20 protein-coding genes and 1 riboswitch are annotated in these 23,084 nt (G+C 67.1%); of the genes, 7 read left to right on the top strand and 13 right to left on the bottom strand.

Annotated features, from left to right (window positions below; all coding sequences use genetic code 11):
* Positions 1–124: 124 nt before the first annotated feature.
* The 4 genes from ACH49N_RS19020 to ACH49N_RS19035 all read left to right on the top strand — a co-directional run bounded on the left by ACH49N_RS19020 (position 125) and on the right by ACH49N_RS19035 (position 5,478).
* Entirely contained in the window at positions 125–1,225 is a 1,101-nt protein-coding gene (locus tag ACH49N_RS19020) for a polyprenyl synthetase family protein (RefSeq protein ID WP_201453610.1), read from the top strand.
* A 10-nt stretch (positions 1,226–1,235) separates the two neighbouring features.
* Positions 1,236–2,843, top strand: a complete 1,608-nt coding sequence (gene crtI, locus ACH49N_RS19025; protein WP_358273804.1) for a phytoene desaturase family protein — start codon at positions 1,236–1,238, stop codon at positions 2,841–2,843.
* Between the two features lie 81 nt (positions 2,844–2,924).
* Positions 2,925–4,529, top strand: coding sequence for an alpha-(1->6)-mannopyranosyltransferase A (locus tag ACH49N_RS19030; RefSeq protein WP_358273803.1), 1,605 nt, complete (start codon positions 2,925–2,927; stop codon positions 4,527–4,529).
* A 7-nt stretch (positions 4,530–4,536) separates the two neighbouring features.
* Complete coding sequence (locus ACH49N_RS19035; RefSeq protein WP_358273801.1) at positions 4,537–5,478, top strand: phytoene/squalene synthase family protein; 942 nt, start codon at positions 4,537–4,539, stop codon at positions 5,476–5,478.
* Between the two features lie 8 nt (positions 5,479–5,486).
* Here the strand turns inward: ACH49N_RS19035 and ACH49N_RS19040 are convergent, their stop codons facing one another.
* On the bottom strand, positions 5,487–5,855 hold the full coding sequence (locus ACH49N_RS19040) for an Rv2175c family DNA-binding protein (protein WP_159921693.1): 369 nt from the start codon (positions 5,853–5,855) through the stop codon (positions 5,487–5,489).
* Between the two features lie 110 nt (positions 5,856–5,965).
* On the opposite strand from ACH49N_RS19040, the gene pknB reads away from it, so the two are divergent.
* A complete protein-coding gene (gene pknB / locus ACH49N_RS19045) occupies positions 5,966–7,978 on the top strand; it encodes a Stk1 family PASTA domain-containing Ser/Thr kinase (protein ID WP_358273800.1) in 2,013 nt (670 codons plus the stop codon).
* A 10-nt stretch (positions 7,979–7,988) separates the two neighbouring features.
* On the opposite strand, the gene ACH49N_RS19050 is transcribed toward pknB, so the two are convergent.
* Together ACH49N_RS19050 and ACH49N_RS19055 are read right to left on the bottom strand one after the other, a co-directional pair.
* A complete protein-coding gene (locus ACH49N_RS19050; protein WP_109329236.1) occupies positions 7,989–9,374 on the bottom strand; it encodes a class II 3-deoxy-7-phosphoheptulonate synthase in 1,386 nt (461 codons plus the stop codon).
* Between the two features lie 42 nt (positions 9,375–9,416).
* The gene (locus tag ACH49N_RS19055) at positions 9,417–9,908 is read right to left on the bottom strand and encodes a polyadenylate-specific 3'-exoribonuclease AS (protein ID WP_159921691.1); all 492 of its coding nucleotides are present in this window, start codon (positions 9,906–9,908) and stop codon (positions 9,417–9,419) included.
* Positions 9,909–9,975: 67 nt separating this feature from the next.
* On the opposite strand from ACH49N_RS19055, the gene ACH49N_RS19060 reads away from it, so the two are divergent.
* Positions 9,976–11,298 carry a glycosyltransferase 87 family protein gene (locus ACH49N_RS19060; protein ID WP_358273797.1) on the top strand — a complete coding sequence of 441 codons (1,323 nt, stop codon included), beginning with the start codon at positions 9,976–9,978 and terminating at the stop codon, positions 11,296–11,298.
* Between the two features lie 39 nt (positions 11,299–11,337).
* Here the strand turns inward: ACH49N_RS19060 and ACH49N_RS19065 are convergent, their stop codons facing one another.
* From ACH49N_RS19065 to ACH49N_RS19090, 6 genes are all read right to left on the bottom strand, one after another.
* On the bottom strand, positions 11,338–12,093 hold the full coding sequence (locus ACH49N_RS19065) for a 1-acyl-sn-glycerol-3-phosphate acyltransferase (protein ID WP_159921687.1): 756 nt from the start codon (positions 12,091–12,093) through the stop codon (positions 11,338–11,340).
* A 127-nt stretch (positions 12,094–12,220) separates the two neighbouring features.
* On the bottom strand, positions 12,221–13,216 hold the full coding sequence (locus ACH49N_RS19070; protein ID WP_109335033.1) for an ROK family protein: 996 nt from the start codon (positions 13,214–13,216) through the stop codon (positions 12,221–12,223).
* Positions 13,217–13,280: 64 nt separating this feature from the next.
* Complete coding sequence (locus tag ACH49N_RS19075) at positions 13,281–13,664, bottom strand: hypothetical protein (protein ID WP_358273796.1); 384 nt, start codon at positions 13,662–13,664, stop codon at positions 13,281–13,283.
* On the bottom strand, positions 13,661–14,902 hold the full coding sequence (locus ACH49N_RS19080) for an ArsA family ATPase (RefSeq protein WP_397504744.1): 1,242 nt from the start codon (positions 14,900–14,902) through the stop codon (positions 13,661–13,663). The genes ACH49N_RS19075 and ACH49N_RS19080 overlap by 4 nt, the downstream gene beginning before the upstream one ends.
* Positions 14,899–15,336 (bottom strand): SRPBCC family protein, encoded by a 438-nt coding sequence (locus tag ACH49N_RS19085; protein WP_159921683.1) that lies wholly within the window; start codon positions 15,334–15,336, stop codon positions 14,899–14,901. Before ACH49N_RS19085 ends, ACH49N_RS19080 begins: the two co-directional genes overlap by 4 nt.
* Before the next feature lie 153 nt (positions 15,337–15,489).
* A complete protein-coding gene (locus ACH49N_RS19090) occupies positions 15,490–15,870 on the bottom strand; it encodes a polyketide cyclase / dehydrase and lipid transport (protein ID WP_159921681.1) in 381 nt (126 codons plus the stop codon).
* 172 nt (positions 15,871–16,042) lie between these two features.
* On the opposite strand from ACH49N_RS19090, the gene ACH49N_RS19095 reads away from it, so the two are divergent.
* A complete protein-coding gene (locus tag ACH49N_RS19095) occupies positions 16,043–17,854 on the top strand; it encodes a long-chain fatty acid--CoA ligase (protein ID WP_358273794.1) in 1,812 nt (603 codons plus the stop codon).
* A 59-nt stretch (positions 17,855–17,913) separates the two neighbouring features.
* Here the strand turns inward: ACH49N_RS19095 and ACH49N_RS19100 are convergent, their stop codons facing one another.
* From ACH49N_RS19100 to ACH49N_RS19115, 4 genes are all read right to left on the bottom strand, one after another.
* Complete coding sequence (locus tag ACH49N_RS19100) at positions 17,914–19,041, bottom strand: glycosyltransferase family 4 protein (RefSeq protein ID WP_159921677.1); 1,128 nt, start codon at positions 19,039–19,041, stop codon at positions 17,914–17,916.
* 43 nt (positions 19,042–19,084) lie between these two features.
* Entirely contained in the window at positions 19,085–20,452 is a 1,368-nt protein-coding gene (locus ACH49N_RS19105; RefSeq protein ID WP_358273792.1) for a hypothetical protein, read from the bottom strand.
* A gap of 49 nt (positions 20,453–20,501) precedes the next feature.
* Positions 20,502–21,554, bottom strand: coding sequence for a C40 family peptidase (locus ACH49N_RS19110; protein ID WP_358273949.1), 1,053 nt, complete (start codon positions 21,552–21,554; stop codon positions 20,502–20,504).
* A 375-nt stretch (positions 21,555–21,929) separates the two neighbouring features.
* Positions 21,930–22,469, bottom strand: coding sequence for an NlpC/P60 family protein (locus ACH49N_RS19115; RefSeq protein ID WP_250777104.1), 540 nt, complete (start codon positions 22,467–22,469; stop codon positions 21,930–21,932).
* A gap of 14 nt (positions 22,470–22,483) precedes the next feature.
* Positions 22,484–22,646, bottom strand: a riboswitch (cyclic di-AMP (ydaO/yuaA leader).
* Positions 22,647–23,084: the final 438 nt, after the last annotated feature.

The raw sequence follows: 23,084 nt of genomic DNA on the forward strand, positions 1-23,084 counted from the left end.
CCGATCCTCTTCGATCGCGGGAACTCGGCATTCGTGGGAAACAGGGCATCCGGCCCTACCGGGCGACGCCCACTATGGTGGTGACGAGGCCTGCTGCCGTCACCGGTGCGCACGCGGAACGTCGATCTGGGAGGCAACACTGTCCGTCGAAACGCGCCCCTCCGCTCTGGCGGCCGGGGTCGAGAATGCGCTTCGAGAGTTCTTCGCCGGCCGGACGGAGTTGGTCGACGCCGTGGGCGGCGGCTACCGCGACGCCGTGACCACGCTGGAGAACTTCGTCCTCCGCGGCGGAAAGCGAGTACGCCCGGCCTTCGCGTGGACCGGGTGGATCGGCGCGGGCGGTGACCCGCAGGGTCCCGACGCCGGGCCGGTGCTGCGCGCCTGCTCAGCACTCGAGCTGGTCCAAGCCTGCGCCCTGGTTCACGACGACATCATCGACGCCTCCACCACGCGACGCGGGTTCCCCACCGTCCACGTCCAGTTCGAGGAACGCCACCGCGCCGGTTCCTGGAGCGGCGAGTCTCCGCACTTCGGGGAGGCTGTCGCCATCCTGCTCGGCGACCTCGCGTTGGCCTGGGCGGACGACATGATCCGCGAATCCGGTATCGGCCCGGACGCCGCCGCGCGCATCTCCCCCGTCTGGTCCGCGATGCGCACCGAGGTTCTCGGTGGCCAGTTTCTGGACATCAGCAACGAGGCCCGGGCCGACGAGTCGATCGACGCGGCGATGCGGGTCAACCGGTACAAGACCGCGGCGTACACCATCGAGCGGCCACTGCATCTCGGTGCCGCACTCGCCGGTGCCGGCGAGAACCTCGTGTCGGCTTACCGAAGATTCGGTACGGACATCGGGATCGCATTCCAGCTGCGGGACGATCTCCTCGGTGTGTTCGGTGACCCGGCCGTGACCGGAAAGCCGTCGGGTGACGATCTGCGGGCGGGGAAACGCACCGTGCTGTTCGCGCTGGCCCTTCAGCGCGCCGACCGCGATGATCCCGGGGCGGCCGCAGCGCTACGCGGGAGCATCGGCACCGACCTGTCCGACGCCGACGTGGATACGCTCCGCGAGACGATCACCTCGCTCGGCGCGGTCGACGACGTCGAGAAACGAATCGAGGAACTCGTCGACTCCGCGCTGACGACCCTGACGGCAAGCACCGCGACGCCGGAGGCGAAACAACACCTCACCGACATGGCTGTCGCGGCGACGCGGCGCAACTCCTGACGGCACCCCGATGGCACGCACGCTCCGCACCGTTCCGGGCCCCACCGATCACGTCGTCGTCGTCGGCGCCGGTCTCGCGGGCCTGTCGGCGGCTCTTCACCTCAGGGGGTCGGGCCGGCGGGTCACCGTCCTCGAACGGGATCCACTGCCGGGCGGCCGGGTGGGCACCTATCGCGGGCCCGGCTACGACATCGACAACGGCGCAACCGTGCTCACCATGCCCGAACTGGTCCGTGAAGCCCTCGCTGCGGTCGGAGCGGATTTCACCTCGACCCGGCCCGCCCTGATTCTCGAGAAACTGACCCCGGCCTATCACGCGCGCTTCATCGACGGTTCCTCGCTCGACGTCCACTCGGACCCGGCGGCGATGGTCGCCGAGATCACTCGCGTGTGCGGACCCGCGGAATCCGATCGCTACCTGAAGCTACGACGCTGGCTCGGTCGCATCTTCGACGCCGAGTACTCCCGTTTCATGGACGCGAACTTCGACTCGCCTCTCGACCTCGTGTCGAGCAGGGCAGCCGCGGCGGATCTCGTCCGGCTCACAGCCCTGGGCGGGTTCGGCCGGCTCGGTTCCCGGGTCGATCGCACGATCACCGATCCGCGGCTACGCCGGATCTTCACCTTCCAGGCCCTGTACGCCGGGGTGGCGCCCGCCGATGCGCTCGCGGTGTACGGCGCCATCGCCCATATGGACACCTCATTGGGCGTCTACTTCCCGCAGGGCGGCATGCGCTCCATTGCTCTCGCACTCGCCGACGCATTCACCACGGCGGGCGGCGACCTCCGGCTCGACACAACGGTCACGAGGGTCGAAACGTCCGATGGCCGGGTGCGCGCCCTCCACACCGCGACCGGTGAACGCGTCGGGTGCGACGCCGTTGTCTTCACCCCGGACACCGCGATCGTCGACGAACTGCTCGGGCCGGTCGCCCGGAGGATCCCCCGCCGCGTACGGGTGTCACCGTCCGCGGTGGTCCTCCACGGCACGATCCCCACCGCGGTGACCTCCCGGTGGCCGGCGCAGCGTCACCACACCATCGACTTCGGCGCCGCGTGGGAGCGAACCTTCGCGGAGATCACCGCGAAAGCCGGCCTCGGTCGCCTCATGACGGACCCCTCCCTGCTGATCACCCGGCCCGCGCTGTCCGACCCGAGCCTCCTCGTGAACCGCTCGGGTGTTCCGTCCGAGCCGCTGTCGGTGCTGGCGCCCTGCCCCAATCTGCACAGCGCCCCGCTCGAGTGGTCGTCGCTGACCGGCCCCTACACGCGCGAACTTCTGCGGGTGCTCGAGGACCGCGGATACACGGGCATCGCCGCGCAGTTCGAGATCGACCACGTGGATACGCCGCTGACCTGGCTGAACAAGGGCATGAGCGCGGGCAGCCCGTTCGCGGCAGCACACGTCTTCCGCCAGACAGGCCCCTTCCGGCGCCCGAATCTGGTGCCGGGCGTCGACAACGCCGTCCTCGCCGGTTCCGGCACGGTCCCCGGTGTCGGTGTTCCGACCGTTCTGCTGTCGGGGAAGCTCGCCGCGCGCCGCATCATCGGTGCGCAGGAGCCCGAAAGGCAGATATATGAGCGAGGCGTGGCAATAAGTGGTGTCGGGAGCAATTAAACTAGGCGCGACCATGTGGTGCGCGCGATGATCGGTGCACCGATCGCAACCGAACTCACCTCGGGGGAGGAATCTGCACCCATGACGTCCTCTGCCCCGCAGGCGACCGTCGCCCCTGCGACGACACCGCCGCACCGTTCGTGGCCTCAGACCACGGCCGACTTCCTCCGCAGCCAGGCGGGACATGCGGCGATACTGGGTTTCGCCGGCGCGATCATGATCACGTTCGGTGGTTTCGGTGCGGGTAGCGTCCGCCGCGAGGATCCCCTGCTCGAGGCGATGCATCTGTCGTGGCTGCGGTTCGGGCACGGCCAGATACTGTCCACCGCCATCGTCTGGATCGGCGTCATCTCGATGATCGCCGCCTGGGTCCGGTTGGGGCGCGGCACACTGGCCGGGGATGTGGCTCTGCGGCAGTTGCGCCTGATCGTGCCGATCTGGACGGCGCCCCTGCTGCTCGCGGTGCCGATGTTCAGCCGCGATGCCTACTCGTATCTCGCCCAGGGCGCCCTCCTGCGCGACGGCTTCGATCCCTATGCCGTGGGCCCGGTGGTCAATCCTGGGATTCTGCTCGACAACGTCAGCAACGTGTGGACCACGACTACGGCGCCCTACGGTCCGGTCTTCCTGCTTCTCGGTCAGGGAATCACCGCCCTGACCGGTGACAACGTCATCGCCGGCACCATGCTGCTGCGTCTGACGATGCTGCCGGGGCTCGCTCTCATGATGTGGGCGGTCCCCCACCTCGCACGTCACCTCGGCGGAAACCCGGCCATCGCGCTGTGGTTGGCAGTGCTCAACCCCCTCGTTCTGGTCCATCTCATCGGTGGAGTCCACAACGAGATGCTGATGGTCGGCCTGATGACGGCGGGCATTGCGCTCGTCCTCGAGCGACGCCATCTCGCGGGCATCGGGCTCGTCGCGATCGCGGTGGCGATCAAGGCGACCGCCGGTGCCGCACTCCCCTTCATGGTGTGGATCTGGATGCTGCACGAGAAGGAGAGAGCAGAGGCCGAAGGGCGTACTCCGGCATCGCCGTTGACACTGTTCGCGAAAACCGCCGGCGCGGGGGTCGCCGTGTTCGTCGTCATCTTCGCCGCGGCGTCAGCGGTGGCCGGGGTCGGACTGGGCTGGATGACGGCCCTGTCGGGTTCGAACAAGATCATCAACTGGTTGTCGTTGCCGACGATCCTTGCCCATGTCGTGACCGTCGGAACGTCGTGGTTCGCGGATCTGCGGCTCGGCGAAATCCTCGCGATCACCCGGCCGATCTGCGCAGCCGCACTCGTCGCCATCGTCCTGACCGTCTGGTGGAAATTCAAGAACACCGAACGGGACGCAATACTCGGAGTCCTGATCGTCCTCGTCGCCATCGTCATTCTCTCGCCGGCCGCGCTGCCCTGGTACTACTCCTGGCCCGTCGCCATCGCAGCGGGCTTCGCCCTGTCCACACGCACGCTGATGGTGCTCGTCGGGCTGTCCACCTGGCTGATGCTGGTATTCCAGCCCGACGGCTCGATCGGCCTCTACACCTTCCCCCACGTTGCTCTCGCCACGTTCGCGGCTGTGGTCGCGGCGGTGTCGCTGCGCACGGTCGACCCTCTGCGCTTGCGCGCATCCCGGCCGTCCCCGGAGGTCCCCTCCTCCGGACTCCGACGCGTAGCCGCGTCACCCGGCGTGGAATAGCCGGGCCATGACGGAGCTGGTGGAGAGCTATCGCTACTGCGGTGCTCTGACAGCGGAGCATGGACGCACGTACCACCTCGCCACCCGGTTACTTCCCAGGCACCGCCGCAACGCGGTTCACGCGCTCTACGCATTCGCTCGCACCGTCGACGACATCGTCGATGTCGAGATGGGCGGCGTGCGGTCGACCGAAGACTGTGCAGCAGAACTCGATCGAATCGAATCGATGCTTCGACCGGGATTCGACGACCCGACTGCAATCGACCCCGGAACGGTTCCCGAGCTGGCGCCCGTCCTTCCCGCTTTCCTGGACTCGGTCGCGACCTTCCACATCGCGCCCGAATACTTCTTTGCGTTCCTCGAGTCGATGCGGATGGATATTCCGGATACCCCGTCGCACCGTGCCCGGTACACCACGATGCCGGCACTGCGGGAGTACATGTACGGGTCCGCCGCCGTGATCGGGCTGCAGATGCTGCCCGTGCTCGGCACGATCTGTCCCGCGGACGAGGCGGAGCCCCACGCCGCTGCGCTCGGCGAAGCGTTCCAGCTGACCAACTTCCTCCGGGACGTCGGAGAAGACCTCGACCGGGGACGCGTATACCTCCCCGCTGACGAGCTGGCAGCTTTCGGTGTCGACACCGACCTGCTGATGTCCAGCCGACGCACCGGAACAACGGATCAGCGCATCGTTCGTGCGCTCGCCCACCTCATCGCGGTCACCCGGGCGGTGTACCGGGATGCGGAGCCGGGCATCGGCATGCTGGACCGCCGGGTACAGCCCGGGATCAGAACGGCCTTCGTGCTGTACTCGAGGATTCTCGACGAAATAGAGCGCAGCGGCTACGCCGTCTTACACCAGCGCGCGACGGTGCCGCGCAGGAACCGGTGGTCCACCGCCATTCCCCAATTCGCCCGGCTCGCGGTTCCCATACGCGGCACGCAGTGAAACGACGCTCAGAAACCCATCGCCTGTGCCCGGCGAACGACCTCTCGAGCCAGATCCCCGTGCAGCGCCTGCACGGGCGTCCCCGGAAGGCTGTCGTCCTCCCGGAAAAGCCACAGCAGAATCTCCTCGTCGCGGAAGCCGCCGTCGTGTAGTACCGCGATGAGGCCGGGCAGCCACTTCAGCGTCTGCCCGTCCTCACCGAAGAACAGTTCCGGAACGCCGAGCACACCGTTGCGGCGAACAGCGATCAGCTGCTCATCCCGTAGAAGCTGCTGCACACGTGTGACGGGTACACCCAGCGACTTCGCCACGTCCACCAGCTGTAGTAGCGAGACGGAAGGGTCCAGGACATCGTCACAGTAAGGGATGGCACTCACTCCCCTAACGTTATCTGGTCGGTTCCGCCGTGGCGCTACCGGTCGGTCCGGCTGGCTACGATTGGAGGGCGCGTGGCCGGACTGCGCGGACATTACGGGGGACGGACACAGTGCACGATGGAGGTCAACGTTTGATCGGCGAACTGCTCGACCGGCGCTATCGGGTGGATGCCCTGATCGCGCGTGGGGGTATGTCCACCGTGTATCGGGGGCTCGACATGCGCCTCGACCGTCCGGTGGCCATCAAAGTGATGGACCCGCAGTTCGCTGCCGACCCTGCCTTCGTCTCCCGCTTCGAGTTCGAAGCCCGTTCGGTGGCCCGGCTGGGGCATCCCTCACTCGTCGCCGTCTACGACCAGGGACACGACCGCGAACACGCCTTTCTCGTGATGGAACTCGTCGATGGGGGAACGCTAAGGGAACTGTTGCGCGAGCGCGGGCCGATGCCTCCGCATGCCGTGGCCGCGGTGGCTGGACCGGTTCTCGATGCGCTGGCCGTCGCTCACCGTGCCGGACTCGTTCACAGGGACGTCAAACCGGAGAACATCCTGATTTCCGACGGCGGCGAGGTGAAGATCGCCGACTTCGGTCTGGTGCGCGCCGCAGCAGCGTCGAACACCACGTCCAACAGCGTCATTCTCGGTACCGCCGCGTACCTGTCTCCCGAGCAGGTCACGTCCGGGGTCGCGGATACCCGCAGCGACGTCTATTCCACCGGGATCCTGCTGTTCGAGCTTCTCACCGGGCGCACACCGTTTACCGGGGACACCTCCCTTTCCGTTGCATATCAGCGCATCAACCAGGACGTTCCCCGACCGGGGTCGTACATCGCCGGGGTTCCGCACGAGTTCGACGAACTCGTCGCCGAGGCCACCCACCGGGAACCCTCACACCGTTTCGCCAACGCCGAACAGATGGGAACGGCACTCCGTAGCATCGCGGCGGCGCTCGAGCTGCCCACCTACCGGGTGCCCGCACCCCGCCGCTCGGCCCAGCATCTTGCGGCCGCTGCGAGCGCACCTCCACTCACCTCGCCGCCGAGCCCGCTCGCCCCACCCACCGCGCACCTTCCCGCTGCTCCTCTCCACGCACCGCTCCCGCACCACAGCGGACAGCCCGGTATCCAGCACACCCGCATCGTGACGGCGGGTACCCCGCGTCCCCCGATGGACGGGCACGGATCGGACGGCGACGACGAACCCGACGAGGGGTACCGGTATCCGGATTTCGCCGCCGAACGTCAGCGGTCGCGGCGGACGACGATCCTGTGGCTGCTGGTGGTACTGATGCTCGCCCTCGCCGTGGGGTTCGGCGGCTGGTGGATGGGTTCCGGCCGGTACACCGCGGTCCCGGCCATCGACGGGCTGGATCGAGGTGCCGCGGTGTCGGCGATCGAGGCGGCAGGGCTCTCCTCGGAGATTCGCGGCGAGTATTCGGATACAGCCGCCCTCGACACCGTGCTAGGGACGGATCCGCCGGGCGGCTCGCGAATCTCCCGGGACGGCACGGTCGCGCTCGTCGTGTCACTCGGACAGCCGACCGTCCCTCCCCTGCCCGCCGGCGGCGATCGTTCCGAGATCGAGCGGGAGCTTCGGCACCGGACCTTCATGCCCGTCGACGGGGGTCAGGCATTCAGCGCGAAGGTTCCGATCGGTGCGGTGGCCGCGCTCGATCCGGCGCCCGGCACCTCACTCCCCACGGGCTCGCAGGTAAAACTCATCGTCAGCAAGGGCGCTCCCCCCGTCGACATCCCCGACGTGCGGGGAATGTCGGAGGCTGAGGCACGTGCGTCCCTCGAAGCGGTCGGCATCGTGGTGCAGGACACTGCCACCGACTTCGACCGGAAGGTCGAGGAAGGCGATGTCATCGCCACCGACCCGAAAGCCGGTACCCAGGTCAGCGCAGGCAGCAGTGTCACCTTGACGGTGTCCAACGCTGTGCGGGTGCCGTCGATGCTCGGACGCACCGTCGGATCCGCTCGCGACGAACTGACGCGACTGGGACTCGAGGTGAAGGTGCGTCAAGTCACCGACACCGACCGGTCGGTGGTGATCAGCCAGAACCCGGGCAGCGGCGACCTGGTGAAACCCGGGAGCACAATCACCCTGGTGTCGCTGCCCTGACTCTGTCGGATCAGCCGCGCAGCATCTCCGCGACGAGGAAAGCCAGTTCGAGTGACTGCTGCGTGTTGAGCCTCGGGTCGCAGGCGGTCTCGTACCGGCCCGAAAGATCGAGGTCGGAGATGTCCTGGGCGCCGCCGAGGCACTCGGTGACGTTCTCGCCGGTCAACTCGACATGGATGCCGCCCGGGTAGGTGCCGAGGCCGTTGTGGACCTCGAAGAAACCCTGGACCTCGTCGACGATGCGGTCGAAGTGACGGGTCTTGTAGCCGGTGGACGCCTCGTGCGTGTTGCCGTGCATCGGGTCGCACTGCCAGATGATCTGGTGACCGGTGGCCTGCACCTTCTCGATGATGGGCGGCAGCAGGTCGCGCACCTTGTTGTTACCCATGCGGGAGATCAGTGTCAGCCGGCCCGGTTTGTTGGTGGGGTCGAGACGCTCGACGTATTCGACGGCCATCTCGGGGGTGGTGCTGGGACCGATCTTCAGTCCGATCGGGTTGGATACCAGTTCCGCGAAGGCGATGTGCGCTCCGTCGAGCTGACGGGTGCGGTCACCGATCCACAGGAAGTGGGCCGACAGGTCGTACAGCTTGGGGTGATCGTCGTCATTGTCCAGACGGAGCATCGCTCGCTCGTAATCGAGGACCAGTGCCTCATGGCTGGCGAAGATCTGCGCCTGATGCAGGCTCGGATCGGTGACGCCGCACGCGTTCATGAACTGCAGGCCACGGTCGATTTCCGCGGCAAGTGCCTCGTAGCGGGCACCCGCGGGTGAGGACGCCACGAACTCACGGTTCCAGTCGTGGACCTTGTGTAGATCGGCCATGCCCGCGCCGGTGAGCGCGCGGACGAGGTTCATCGCTGCACTCGCGTTCGCGTAGGCGCGCACCAGCCGCGAGGGGTCGTGGGCCCGCACCGCCTCGTCCGCGACGAGGGAGTTGATCATGTCGCCGCGGTACGACTGCAGTCCCAGTGCGTCCACGTTCGACGACCTCGGCTTCGCGTACTGACCGGCGATGCGCGCAACCTTGACCACGGGCAGGCTCGCGCCGTAGGTGAGGACGACGGCCATCTGCAGCAGCGTGCGAATGTTGCCCTTGATGTGCGGCTCGGTGTTGTCGGCGAAGGTCTCCGCGCAGTCACCGCCCTGGAGGAGGAATGCCTCCCCACGGGCCACCTGCGCCAGCTTCTCCTGCAGCGCGACGACCTCGCTGGCGACCGTGATCGGCGGAACGCTCTCGAGGACGGTCCGCATCGCCGCGGCCTGCCCCTCCGGCCACTGCGGCTGCTGGGCAGCCGGCTTGGCCAGGGCAGCGTCGAGCTGCTCACGCATCACGGAAGGAAGCGGCGGAAGTTCGGGCAAGCGGTCGATCGGCACGTCGACAGTCCAGTTCACCCATACAGGATATTCGCTCGGCAGGACGGATGGCGAGTCAGGTCACCGCAGCGACCGCGCCACCCGCACGGCTTCGAACTTTGCCATGTTGTGCCGGGCGTCGGCCAGTGCGTCGTGTGCGTCTCCCGGTGCAGGTGGAAGGGCTGGACTGCCGTTGTCCTCCCAGTACTGACGGAGCTCTCGGGTGTAGCGGGGCAGCGACTGCGGCAACGCCGTCATGTCTCCCCACAGCTGACACAGGGCGACGTGGTCGTAGGCGGCCACCCACGCCCACAGTTCGGGCACCACGCCGGGTCGGGGAATCAGGAACGTGTACAGGTCGTCGCGGATCCGCGCGCGGCTCTTCCACAAGGGGGACGACGGTTGAGGCAGTTTCGGCAGAACGTTCCGCCGCACCCACTTTCCGGCGCGCGCGGGATCGAACTCGGTGGACACGGCGTAGAATTCACGTCCGTCCTCTGCGACCACCCCGATCGACACCAGGTCGATCGTGCGACCATCCTCGATGAACTCGCAGTCGTAGAAGTAACGCACGCCCGCAGACTATGCCTCATTCGTCGGCGTCGACCGGATCCACCCCTCACTCCTGAAGGAGACCTTGGTGAGCGCTACCCCCGACGGTCGTCGGTCCGCGGGCACTGCCGCGGACCGCTCGGAGGCGCCGCGGACGCCGCCGGGACAACGCGTGGCAGGTGTGTTGATCCGGGTCCTGATCGTCACCGGACTCGTCACCGGCTTCGCGTACAACCTCGTCGGTCTGCCGGGTCTGCGCGACTTCGGTTTCTACTACCGGCTCGACCTGGACGTCTACCGTCTCGGCGGGTCGGTGTTCCTCCACGGGCCCACTCTCTACGGATCGATGCCACCCACGCAGATGGGTAACTTTCTTCCGTTCACCTATCCGCCGCTCGCGGCGGTGGTCTTCAGTCCACTGTCGCTGGTGTCGCTGGAGGCCGCAGGAGTGGTGGTGACCGTGCTGTCCCTTGTCGCCCTGTTCGGCGCACTCCTCGTCACTCTCGACTCCCTCGGAATCGAGCCGCGGACCACCCTGGTGTGGACGGCACTCGGCGGGCTGGCCGTGGCCATGGCACTCGAACCGGTGTCGTCCACTCTCGACTACGGGCAAATCAACATCCTGCTGATGGCGTTGGTGGCGTTCGACTGCCTCGCGAAGCGCACCCCCCTGCCCCGCGGTGTGTTGATCGGACTGGCCGCCGCCGTGAAGCTGACCCCCGCCGTGTTCGTGCTGTACTTCCTGCTGCGCAGAGACTTTCGCGCGTTAGTGACGACGGCGGCCGCCTTCGTTGCATTCAGCGCGGTGGGCGCGATCGCAACGTGGAGCGACTCGGTCACCTACTGGACCCGCACTCTTTTCGACTCGGGCCGGATCGGCACTCCCGCGTATCCGGCAAATCAGAGCATCACCGGGGTGCTGGCACGTTTCGACGTGAGCGAGTCGTTGCGCACCCCGATCTGGCTGCTGCTCAGCCTCGGGGTTCTCGCCCTCGTGATCGTCGCGATGCTCGGAACACTCCGCGCCGGAGAGGCCGCGCTCGCGCTCGGGGTGAACGCGGTGCTGGGACTTCTGGTGTCCCCGGTGTCCTGGTCACACCACTGGGTGTGGTCGGTGCCGATCATCCTCACGCTCGGGGTCCTCGCCTACCGGCGGCGCAGCATCGCGCTCGGGCTCGTCGCAGTCGCGGGACTGGCCGTCATCAAGGTGGCCGCCCATTGGAAACTGGGAGTCGGCCGTTGGAGCGGCGTCCACTGGAGTGTGTGGGACCAGTTCCTGGCGTCGTCCTACGTGTGGTGGGGCCTCGCTGTGGTAGCCGTGGCGTTCGTCACCTTCGGCACGGCCGCATCCCGGCCGGACGGGGACGAACGCCGGACACCGTCCGGCGACGTGTCCGTCCCCATGTCCTGAGGCGACGTGTCCGTCCCCATGTCCTGAGGCCGTGGCAAGTCAGCTCGCGCGTGTGTCCGGCATCCGAGTGACATCGGTGGCCGGGGCGAGTCCTGCCTCCGGCACCGCAGTCGGGCCGGTCGACGTCGACTTCTTGAGGGTCGCCGCGTAGATGTCGACGTACTCCTGACCGGACAGCTTCATCAGCTTGTACATCACCTCGTCGGTGACGGCCCGCTCGACGAACCGATTGCCGCCCATTCCCTCGAACCGGGAGAAGTCGATCGGCTCCCCGATCCGGACGGTCACCTTCGCGGGACGCCAGAGCCGCGAACCGATCGGGTTGACCTTCGCCGTTCCGATCATGGCCACCGGGATGACCTTCACACCGGACTCGAGCGCCAACCGCGCCAGTCCGGTCTTCCCCTTGTAGAGCCGGCCGTCCGGAGAACGGGTGCCCTCCGGATAGATGCCCAGCAACTTCCCCTGCGACAACACGCGCAGACCGGCATTCAGTGCGTCCTGCGCGGCGTCGGCCCCGGTGCGGTCGATCGGCACCTGCCCGGCGACGGAGAAGAACCAGCGCTGGAAGGCGCCCTTCAGTCCCGTCCCGGTGAAGTACTCACTCTTCGCGAGGAAGGTGATCCTGCGCGAGACACGCAACGGAAGGAAGAACGAATCCAGCACTGCCTGATGGTTACTCGCCAAGATGGCACCACCCTCGGCCGGAATGTTCTCCGTTCCCTCCACCGTGGGCCTACCCAACACCCAGAGAACCGGCCCCAAAAACACGTACTTGAAGAGCCAGTACCACATGGCGTCCCTCCCGTTTCAACCCAAGCTTCGTTCGGGTCGACTCTACTTCGGGTAGGTGAGGGCCGCTACATACGCCCTGGTACCCCGCACAGCATCACACTGCAGGTTTACAGGTGTCGAAGAGGAGTCAACCTACCCGGTCGGGCAGGACGGCCCGGGCGAGCTCCGCGGCACCGATCATGCCCGCTGCCTCACCCAGTTGAGTGGACCGGATTCGTGCCAACGGCCGATGGCCCGCGCCGGTGGTCAATGCAGCGTAGTGCTCGCGTGCCGCGTCGAGAAACAACGGGGACGAGCTTGCCACGCCGCCTGCGATCACGATGAGATCGGGGTCGTACACGTCGCCGATCAGTGCCAGCCCCACCCCGAGCCAGCGCGCGAATTCCCGCATCGTCTGTTGGGCAAGGGGGTCCCCGTCCTGGGCGGCGCCTGCGATCCGGCGTCCCGTCAGCGCACCCGGATCGACGGCGACTTCACGGGCGAGGATGGTCGAGGTCGTCGGGTCGGCGGCCAGCAGCTCGATCGCCGTGTCGACGAGGGCCGTGCCGCTGCAGTACCGCTCCCAGCACCCGCGCTTCCCACACGCGCACGGACGGCCGCCCGGAACGACTTGAATGTGCCCGAGCTCCGGAGCGACACCATGGCTGCCGCGGTAGAGCTGCCCGTCCGCGAGGAGCGCGGCCCCGATGCCCGTCCCGACGGCGAGCATCACCACGTTCCGACCTCCGGCCGCAGCGCCGAAACGGTGCTCGGCCCATGCGGCGGCATTGGCGTCGTGCTCGAGGATCACCGGGAGGCCCAGCCGCTCGCCCAGGTCCCGCCCTACCGGTGCACCCACCCAGGGCAGGTGGGGCGCGAACCGCACCGTGGTGCGGTCCGGGGTGATGAATCCGGCGACCGCCAGCCCGACAGCGGCGATACTGTGTCGCCCCGACAGCTCCCGTACGGCCCGGTCGAGGCCGTTCTCGAGAGCCTTCGCGGACGCCGGTGTCGGCGACTGGAGCGAGTCCAGAACCTCGCCACTCGCATCGACCACCGAGGCACGGATGCTGGTCCCGCCGACGTCGATGCCGATGGTCAGTGGCGAGCTGCCACCCGTGTCGCTGCCCGCGCCGTTGTTCATGGACATGATTGTGCCCACGCCGGGCCGCCCGCGCGCACGAGATCTGCGGACAGGGCGCCGGCGGTCACTGCTTGATGGTGACCGAAATGGGGACGAACGCCGAGCCGGCGGGATCGCGTGCTGCGTCCTCGGCGCCACCCGACGGGGGGTCCGGGGTGTCGTGCACACGATGCTCGTCGAGTATCTGCCGGAGAACCGCGATGAGCACGGTCCCCTGATTCGCCAGAAGTGTCACGAGGTCGTGCTGTTCACCGCGAATCAACGCCGCGAGCGCACAGACCGGGCACCACGTGCACCCCGACCACTCGCCGGTGCCCGCCGCCGGATCGTTCGGCCCGTCCTGCGCGTGGGGTGCCGCGGCGCGCTGCAGGATGGGTTCGAGTCGCTCCAGGGCATTTTCGGCCAGCGCCCGCAGTTCCGCGACGAGTTGGGCGTGATCGTCGTTCATACCGGCCACACCTGAGGGTCGGGGGTGAAGCGCACCACGAGGTCGGTGCCGTCCAGTTCCGCGCCTGCAACGACGCATCGGCGTAGGACGGAGGCGAGGCGTATTCGCCGGCGCACCCCTTCGGCACCCACCACCAAATCGTCCTCCACTCGACCCAAGGTGAGAGTCGACGGATTCACGAGCGGCAGATACATCCGCATCGTGTACACAGAATCCACACCGGCCCCCGATTCCAGCCCCACCCGCACTGCAGGGGGGTTCTTCCCCAGCACCGCAACCGCGTCCACGCCGTCGGTATACAACTCCCTGGCGATATCGCCGAGATCGGCCAACCCTACCGGCTCCGTCACCGAACGGGTCACCGTGCGGATCACGGTCGCTCCGACCGACGCGGTGAGCTCGGCGAGCACCCTCTGCTGGAGCGCCCGTCGCCGCGTCAGCCAGGCGACTCCGGGACCATCTCCCTGATCAGTCGAATCGAACTGCGGCAGAAGGTTGTTCACGAGGATGGCATCGACCCGCAGGTCCGAGAGCGCCGCCGCGGCCAAGGTGCGGCGAGTTTCTGTGAGCACCACCCGCTCGGGCGCGGTCACCAGGCGCACAGTGGTTTTCGAGCGGTTCGTCAGCAACGCCCGGACCTCGCCGACGGCGGAGACCACCTGCTCGAGCAACGAGACCAGCATGACCAGCCGCGGATCCGTGCCCACCAGGGCGATCATCCGCCGATGCTGCGGCCACACCCGCTCGATGTAGTCGAGGGTCATCGCAGGAGCGTCGAGCATCCGCAGGGCATCCGCGGTGGGTGGGCAGTCCACGACGACGGTGTCGTACCGCCCGCTGGTGGCGAAGCCGACGACCTCCCGCAAACCCAGCACGTCCTGCACACCCGGCAGCCCCGTCAACTCCTCGGGCTCCAGTGCCGACAGTTGCGCGCCGTGGTCGTGGTTGCCTGCGGCGGCGATCAGTGCCGACACGCTCCTGAAGCGCCTTTCCAGCACGGCGAGAGTGTCCAGTTCGAGCACGTCGAGACTTTCGGCCACCGACACGAGGTCCCGTGCCGACCCGACACCGAGGACGTCGGCGAGTGAATGCGCTTGATCGAGGGAAACGAGAAGTGTCCGACTACCACTGTCCGCAGCCGCCCGCGCCGTCGCGGCAGCGAGTGTGGTCTTACCCACACCGCCCTTGCCAACGAAGAACTGGACCCGTGCGGGACCGCTACCGCCCTCGCTGATCAGCCTTCCACCCGCTTCTTCAGTTCCTTGAGCGCTGTATCGGTGATGGCCTTTTCGGCCTTGCGCTTGAACAGGCCGATCATCGGGATGGTGAGGTCCACGGTCAGTTCGTAGGTGACGGTGGTACTGCCGCCCGATTCTTCCTCGAGCACATACGAACCGAATTGCGCCTTCTGTATCTCGCCCGACTCGAGCTCCCAGCTCACGGCCTTGCCGTCCGGCGCCCATTGGTAGCGGAGCACATAGGTGTCCTTGACCATTCCCGCATCGAGGACGAAGCGCACCCGATCGGCCCTGCCGTTCGGCCCCGGGTCCAGTACCTCCACGGATTTCGCTGCCGTCACCCACGCCGGATACGCGTCGAAGTCGGCGATCACATCCATCACCCGAGCGGCCGGCGCCTCGATACTGATCGACCTCTTGGTCCTCTCGGGCATGGACTGAACGCTTCCTTTCGCGTGTGCGAACCCGCGCGCCGATGGCCGGGCCACACTGTTACCTGGTTCCGTGACTGTGTCGTGCCCGACTATCACACACGATTCCTGTGCTCGGACACAATGCTGACGGCGCCCCCGGGAAAGGGCGCCAGGTCAGGATGGTGGTTCCCCGGGTGCGCGACCCGCTTCCAGTTCCTTCTTGACCTCGAAGGACATCACTTTCCCCTCGACACGGCGGCGACGGTTCAGTGCGGCCAGGTCGGGTGAACCGTCGCCCTCGCTCCGGGCCGGTTCGGCATGCAGGAAGTAGTGGACGATCACCCCGTCGAGCACCGGTTCGAGCCACACCTCCATCGTTCCGGTGAGGGACCCGGCCACGACCCACCGGATCCCCTTGTCGGCACGGTCCTCGCGGACGGACAGAGTGAGGTCGGGCCACCACCGTCGCCAGCGGGTGGGCGGGGCAATCGCCGCCGCTACCTGCGCGGGTGGCGCCGCAACGAACGTCTGGTCTGCGACCTGAATACTGCTCACAGCGACTAGCTTCACACACTGCCGCGCCACGATCGCCGCGTGGTCGCTCCGGTGGCCGAGAGCAGGCTCTGAGCAGGGGTCCGTCGGGCTGGGACAGCGAGGTGCAGGCGAAGGTCTAAAGTTGGGCCAGACAATCCTACTCGTCAGTATCTTTCAGCGTCGGAGGTTTTTCGTGCCCGAGTTCAGCGCGCCACAGTCGTTCACGATCGCGGAGGACGCGTCCGCGGTCGACTCGGTGTTCGCCCACGCAGCGGCCCGTCCGGCGCTGGTCGTGTACAAGCGGAAGGTCGCGGGAAGCTGGACCGATGTCACGGCCGCAGATTTCGCGGCACAGGTCACCGCGGTCGCGAAGGGCCTTGTCGCCCTGGGCGTCCAGCAGGGTGATCGGGTCGCGTTGATGTCCGCCACCCGGTACGAGTGGCCGCTCCTCGACTTCGCCATCTGGTCCGCCGGCGGCGTTACCGTCCCGATCTACGAAACATCCTCGACGGATCAGGTTCGCTGGATCCTCGGCGATTCCGAAGCCACCCAGTTGATTGTCGAGAACGCCACGCATGCGGCAACCGTGAAGGAGGTCGCCGCCGAGGCGTCGGCGCTGCGTGGGGTCTACCAGATCGAGGCGGCCGGCGGTGAGCGCGGCGTCGTCGACGAACTGACCACGCTCGGCATCGACGTCCCGGACGCGGAGATCGAGGCCCGGGTCGCGGCTCTGAAGTCGAGCGACCCCGCGACTCTCATATACACCTCCGGTACCACCGGTCGCCCCAAAGGCTGCCAGCTGACGCACTCGAATCTGATCGCCGAGTCGAAGGGCATCCTCGACTCGAGCCTCGGCACCCTGCTGAAGTCCCCCGGTGTGAGCACGCTGATGTTCCTCCCGATGGCGCACGTACTCGCGCGGGCCGTGAGCATCGCATCGTTCGACGCCGGTGCTGCGCTCGGACACACGAGCGACATCCCGAACCTGGTCCCCACTTTCGGCGAGTTCCGCCCCGACTTCATCCTGTCGGTGCCCCGTGTCTTCGAGAAGGTGTACAACAGTGCCCGCGCCAAGGCCCACGGCGAGGGCAAGGGCAAGATTTTCGACGCGGCCGCCGAGACGGCCATCGCCTGGAGCGAAGCTCAGGACAAGGGCGGGCCGGGACTGGTCCTCAAGGCCAAGCATGCACTGTTCGACAAGCTGGTGTTCTCGAAACTACGCGCGGCGCTGGGCGGAAAGTGTCAGCTGGCGATCTCGGGCGGCGCCCCGCTCGGCGCCCGGCTCGGTCACTTCTTCCGCGGCATCGGCATCACGATCTACGAAGGCTACGGTCTCACCGAGACCTCAGCGGCATTCGCAGTCAACACGATCGGCGAACAGAAGGTCGGTTCGGTCGGCAAACCCCTCGCAGGAAACTCGGTCCGCATCGCGGACGACGGCGAGATCCTGCTGTCGGGACCGGTGGTGTTCCACGGATACTGGCGCAACGAGGCCGCCACGTCCGAGGCACTCGACAACGGCTGGTTCCACACCGGCGACCTCGGGTCGGTCGATTCGGACGGTTTTATCACGATCACCGGCCGCAAGAAAGAGATCATCGTCACGGCCGGTGGAAAGAACGTGTCCCCCGCGCAGCTCGAGGATCACCTTCGCGCGCACCCGCTCATCAGCCAGGCCATCGTCGTCGGCGACCAGAAGCCGTTCATCGGCGCTCTGATCACGATCGACGCCGACGCCCTCCCCGCGTGGAACGAGCGCAACGGCAAGCCCGCCGAGACCAAGGTCGGCGATCTGCTCGCCGACGCCGATCTCACGGCCGAGATCGACGAGGCGGTCGCCGAAGCCAACAAACTCGTCTCGCACGCGGAAGCGATCAAGAAGTTCCGTGTCCTGCCCGTCGACTTCACCGAGGAGACAGGGGAACTCACGCCCACGATGAAGCTCAAGCGGAACGTCGTGCACGAAAGCTTCTCCGAGGAGATCGCCGCCATTTACGCCAAGTAGTGCCCTCCGGCTCGTGAGTACTTCTCAACCGCCCGCGGTTGAGAAGTACTCACGAGCGGTCACGCCAGCAGTGCCCGCAGCTGGGCGGCGAGTACGTCCCATCGCCACTCCGCCTTGACCCATTCGCGTCCGGCCGCACCCATGGCGGCCGCGCGATCTCGGTCGGCGAGAACCGCAATCACCGAACGGGCCACCTCGTTCACCGACGTGCCGTCGACGACGAGCCCGGTCTCGTTCTGGCGCACCGTTTCCGGTGCACCACCCGACTGTCCCGCGACCACGGGAACTCCACTGGCGGATGCTTCGAGAAAGACGATCCCCAGGCCTTCCACGTCCAGTCCCGCGCCCCGTGTGCGGCACGGCATGGCGAACACGTCGGCGATCGTATGGTGTGCCGCCAGTTCGGCCGACGGAACCGTTCCGGTGAACACCACGTGGTCCTCCATACCCACCGCCCGGGCAATGGACCGGAGGCGGTCCTCGTAGGGCCCACCACCGACGATCACGAGTACCGCACCGTCGATGTGCTCACGGATGGCCGGAAGGGCCCGGATGAGAACGTCCTGCCCCTTGCGCGGCACCAGACGCGACAGGCACAGGACAGTCGGCCGCTCCCCCAGCCCGTACCGGGCCCGCAATTCCGTGCGAGCGCCGCTGTCGGGCGCAAACCGCTCCGTGTCGACCCCCGGCGGCACGTGCTCGAGCGCGGCGCCCGCACCGAATGCGGACGCGAAGCGGCCACGGGTGTAGCGGCTCACGTAGGTGACAACGTCCGTCTGCTCACCGATCTGCCGCAACGCCTGCCGCGCGGCGGGCAGCATCGACCAGCCCACTTCGTGCCCGTGCGTGCTGGCGATGACGCGCTGCGCGCCCGCACGGCGAAGCGTCGGAGCGAGCAAGGCGAGTGGCGCGGCGGCCCCGAACCACACATTCGCGCACCCGTACTCCTCGATCAGCCGCGCGGCGCGCCGGGCCACGAACGGTGTCGGCACCATCAGCGTGGTGGGATGGCGTACCACCGGAAAAGGCTGTCGTGCATCGAAGGTGACATGCGAGTCGCCCCGCCACCGCGGGGCATACACCACCAAGTCGTCCGCCGGAAAGTGCTTGGCGAAGGTGTGCAGGTACGACTGGATACCACCCGGGCGGGGCGGAAAATCGTTCGTCACCAACAGGGTTCGACGCATGTGACCACCGTAGGCGGTTGACCAGGCGCTGGGCGACGCAGGGTCACCCCAGTCGGGCGCCCACCCAGTCGGCCCACTCGTCCCGGAATTGATCGGCATCGACGTCGAGGACCTCGGCCAGTGTGTCGTCGACCTGCACGGGGTCACTCTCCCCGACAGCCAACGCACGATACAGCTGCGTCACGTTCGATTCACCGAATTCCTCTGCCACGAACGCGTTGAGGGACCACGCCGTCTCGTAGGCGATGGACCCGCGCTCACCTGCCGCAGAGAAGTCCTCGTCACGGGGGAACTCCTGCGGTGCGCCTTCCTCGTCCACCAGCGCCGTGAGCGCGGGTGCGATCCGGCGTTTCTCCTCGTCGGAACCGCGGTATGCCGCGTACTCCGCGTACCCTTCGAGCACCCACATCGGCGAGTGATCGACCGTGTCGGCCCGCGCCGCCACATGGGTCAGTTCGTGCCGCAGGATCGCCCGGCGCGTCACCTCGGTGAGGCGCTCCGCCGACGCCGGGCTGAACACGATTCGCTGGCCGCTCACCCCTGCTGCCTCCGGGTCGACGGCATCCGAGATCGCGACGGCGGCAATGTCACGTCCGTCGTGATCCGGGCCGACCAGCGCCGTGAACTCGTCTTGCGACGCCGCCACCCACACGAGCGTCCTGCCCGCCCAGTCCGGCCCCCACAATTGCGTGACGTTGACCACCGCAGACGGGAGTTCTTCGGCCAGCCGGTCCACCATTGCGGCGTTGTCGGGGTGCCCCAGCACCACCGACGTCAGTCCGTCGCCTGTGTCCACGCGGCGCGACACCACGGGGCCGAAATCCCACGGCCCACGCCAAGTCCGATGATCCCCGTCCACTGTGGCGTTGTCGCTCACCAGGGTCCAACGATCACCGCGCCGGGCGACGACCAGTGACACTGGTTTACGGGTGGAAAGCACGTCGACGTCCGCGATCGCATAGCGGAGTCGAACCGCGGGTGACCACACTTCGTCGGCGCCGAGCGCGTCGACCAGACTCTCCGGCACCTCGGTCGCGGTACCGTCGGCGAGCTCGTATCCCCAGTCCGAGAATTCGACAGCCGCGAGATTCGCGGCTCGCCGCGTCTCTGCAGCGAGAAATCCGGGTGATGCCGACGCATCCATCAGCTGTGACAAGGCTGCCGGATCGTTCGAGCGAACTGCCTCCGCCCATCGATCCAGGAGGGCCTGCACCGCGATGCGACGGCTCTGCTCCGCGGTGTCGGCGTTGCCGACGGCGCCGTCCGTGCGTTCGCCGGTTCGCGAGAATGCAGTCAAAGCCAGTACGACGAGGACGGCGAGAACGAGTCCCACCAGGGCGGCGAGTTCCCAGGGACGCGTCCGGCGGCGTGATGTCGGCTCCCCGGCGGTCGCCGGCTCTGATTCAGGCACGCCGGTGAGTGTATGAGCATGACCTCGAACGGTGGCGGGACGGTCACCGTCAGTAGCGGCGTGCTCCGTAGAACGGGAACCTGGCCATCGACTCGATTTTTACCGGGACACCGAATGTGGACGCGTGCAGGATGTTGCCGTTGCCCGCATACAGGCCGACGTGAGAGGCGTCGTCGTAGAAGAGGACCACATCGCCGGGCTGGAGCTGATCGCGCGACACCGGGGTGCCCCCGCCTGCCTGCGCCTGACTCGACCGCGGCAACGTCTTCCCGACCTGCTTGTAAGCCCACACCACGAGACCAGAACAGTCGAACTCGTTCGGACCGGTGGCACCCCAGACATACGGGTCGCCGATGCGGGTCATCCCGGCCTGGAGTGCGCTCGACCCGGAGCCCGGGGTGAGGTGGGCGAGGATCGTGTTCGGATCGAATCCCGGGGGGAACGGGGTACCGGCCAACTGGTCGCGCTCGGCGCCCGTGAGGTCACCGAACGCCTTCATCACCTCACCGATCTGCGCCTGCAGGTCACTCTGCTTGCGCTGCAAATCGTCGCTGAGCGCCTTGGCTTCTTCGGTTGCGGACCGGGCGGCGTCCGCGGACTGCTTCGATGCTTCCGCGGCCTTCGCCGCATCCGACGTCGCTGCCTGGAACTGCGCGACCTGGTTGCGGGTCTCGTTGGAGATGACGTCGAGAGCCGACATCTGGTCCAGAAGTTGCTGCGGCGAATCACTGACCATCACCGCGAAGAGCCGATTGGTGCGGGCTCCCTGGTAATTGGCTGTCGCCAATTTGTTCACCACCGGCTCGAACACCGCAATGCGCGCTTTGGCGGCGTCGAGAGCCCCCTGATCACCGGCGAGCTTCGCCTCGGCGTCACGTTGTGCCGCCAACTTGGCGTCGAGGTCGATCTGCGCGTTGTGGAGTGCCTCGGACGTCTGCTCGGACTGCCGGGAGAGATCACCGAGTTTGGCCAGTGCCTCCGTTGGGTTGGTGACCACCGGGTCCGCGCCCGCCGACACGGTGGGCAGAGAGGTGAGTGTCAAGGACAGGACGCCCACGGTCAGCATGCTGCGCAGCGAGCGCTTCATCTTGTTCGAGCCCACGGAATGCGGTTCTCCGTTCATCGATCTCCACCACCCGAGACGCGATGCGATGCGCGACACGAGGGTCCGCGGTCGCGCACGGCCACGGAATGCTGAAGAGGTGGCGACCCGCGTTGTCGTCCGGTTCGGGTGACATGAGTTCGCAAGGTCTCGGATAGGTTACGGAATGGCATACGTTCGTGTCCACCTCCGACGCAGCCTCGTGGCACAGTCGACAACGGGGCGCATTTCCGACGGTGACAGGGCGCCGAGATGTCACAAAGGGTGGGTTCGAATGGCGATTCGAACCCACCCTCGGTGGTCGTGCGCGATCCTGCGAAGCTACCCCGTACATGCCCGGACGAGTCCCGGAGATGCGTGTGCCACGCGGCTGGATCAGTAGCGGCGTGCGCCGTCGAAAGGCATCGACGCGATGGGCGCCAACTTGACCGGCTGGCTCTCGGTCGAGGCGTGGATCACGTTGCCGTTGCCGGCGTAGATACCGGAGTGCGACCCACCGTAGAAGGACACGACGTCGCCGGGACGAAGATCGGCCTGCGCGACGGGAGTCCCGGCCGCGGCCTGGTCGTAGCTGGTGCGCGGCAGGTTGAGTCCGGCCTGCTTGAACGCCCACTGCACGAGACCGGAGCAGTCGAACGCATTGGGACCGGCGGCGCCGTAGACGTATGGGGCACCGATTTTGCTCTGAGCTGCCTGAACAGCTTTGTCACCGGTGGAGGACGCGGGCGGCGCGGGCAGCGCGGGCGCTCCGGGGACCTGCGGGATGACGACGCCCGGGATCTCGAAGGTTCCGATTCCGGGGATGGTGATGGGGTCCGCAGCGGCCGGGGCTGCGGTAGCGGTGAGCGCACCTACTGCAAGAGCGCTGGCGACGATTGCCCGCCGCACATTCCGCTTGGAAACTTGTGACGCCACGAAAGGGGTACTCCGTTTCTTCCATTCGTCCGCCGACCGAGTTAGCTGACGGGTTCGGGCTGGGAAGATCAGCCCTACCCACCGGTCCGACGAACGTCCCGGCAGGATTCACCCCAGTGGAAACTTGGGTTCCCGGTACGGCCCTCTCACGAGAAGCCGATTAGGCGGTGACTAGCGATGCTGTCCCGGTGTGGGGCGGCAAGACTCCGCTAGGTCTCAGGTAGGTTACGAAATGGAGTACCCGGATGTCGACCGGGACACGCGAAGATTGCCCATCGGACGCAGGGAAACCCGCCGCGGGCGCCTGTACCGGGTTCCGATAACAGCGAGATAACAGCCGGTTGGTTTCCGATCTCTTTTCGATAGCGGCTGTGGCGATTTCGCCCGACCCTTTCGCGACGAGCCTTCGCCGACCCCGCATCCCTGCACTTCACATACCCTTCCGCGATACGAGACCCACGACGCGTCGCCGAGGCCGAACACCTGTCGTCGTCCGCCCGAGGCACACCCACTGCGCGACAATCGCTGCCCGCTACTGCACTCTGGGACGAGCCGGGAAAAGGCAGTGTGATCCTCGTCTCCCCGCCCCCGAAGTGTTCGCCGGAAGTGGCTTGT

It is taken from the genome of Rhodococcus sp. NPDC019647, assembly GCF_044389235.1.
Taxonomy (GTDB): domain Bacteria; phylum Actinomycetota; class Actinomycetes; order Mycobacteriales; family Mycobacteriaceae; genus Rhodococcus_F; species Rhodococcus_F oxybenzonivorans.

Bases quoted from the DNA above. Each gene is read 5' to 3' on its own strand.
- ACH49N_RS19030 (WP_358273803.1), top strand. From the start codon at position 2,925: ATGACGTCCTCTGCCCCGCAGGCGACCGTCGCCCCTGCGACGACACCG.
- ACH49N_RS19070 (WP_109335033.1), bottom strand. From the start codon at position 13,216: ATGAACAACGGCGCGGGCAGCGACACGGGTGGCAGCTCGCCACTGACC.
- ACH49N_RS19065 (WP_159921687.1), bottom strand. From the start codon at position 12,093: ATGTGGTACTGGCTCTTCAAGTACGTGTTTTTGGGGCCGGTTCTCTGG.
- ACH49N_RS19075 (WP_358273796.1), bottom strand. From the start codon at position 13,664: ATGAACGACGATCACGCCCAACTCGTCGCGGAACTGCGGGCGCTGGCC.
- crtI (WP_358273804.1), top strand. From the start codon at position 1,236: ATGGCACGCACGCTCCGCACCGTTCCGGGCCCCACCGATCACGTCGTC.
- ACH49N_RS19035 (WP_358273801.1), top strand. From the start codon at position 4,537: ATGACGGAGCTGGTGGAGAGCTATCGCTACTGCGGTGCTCTGACAGCG.
- ACH49N_RS19085 (WP_159921683.1), bottom strand. From the start codon at position 15,336: ATGCCCGAGAGGACCAAGAGGTCGATCAGTATCGAGGCGCCGGCCGCT.
- ACH49N_RS19100 (WP_159921677.1), bottom strand. From the start codon at position 19,041: ATGCGTCGAACCCTGTTGGTGACGAACGATTTTCCGCCCCGCCCGGGT.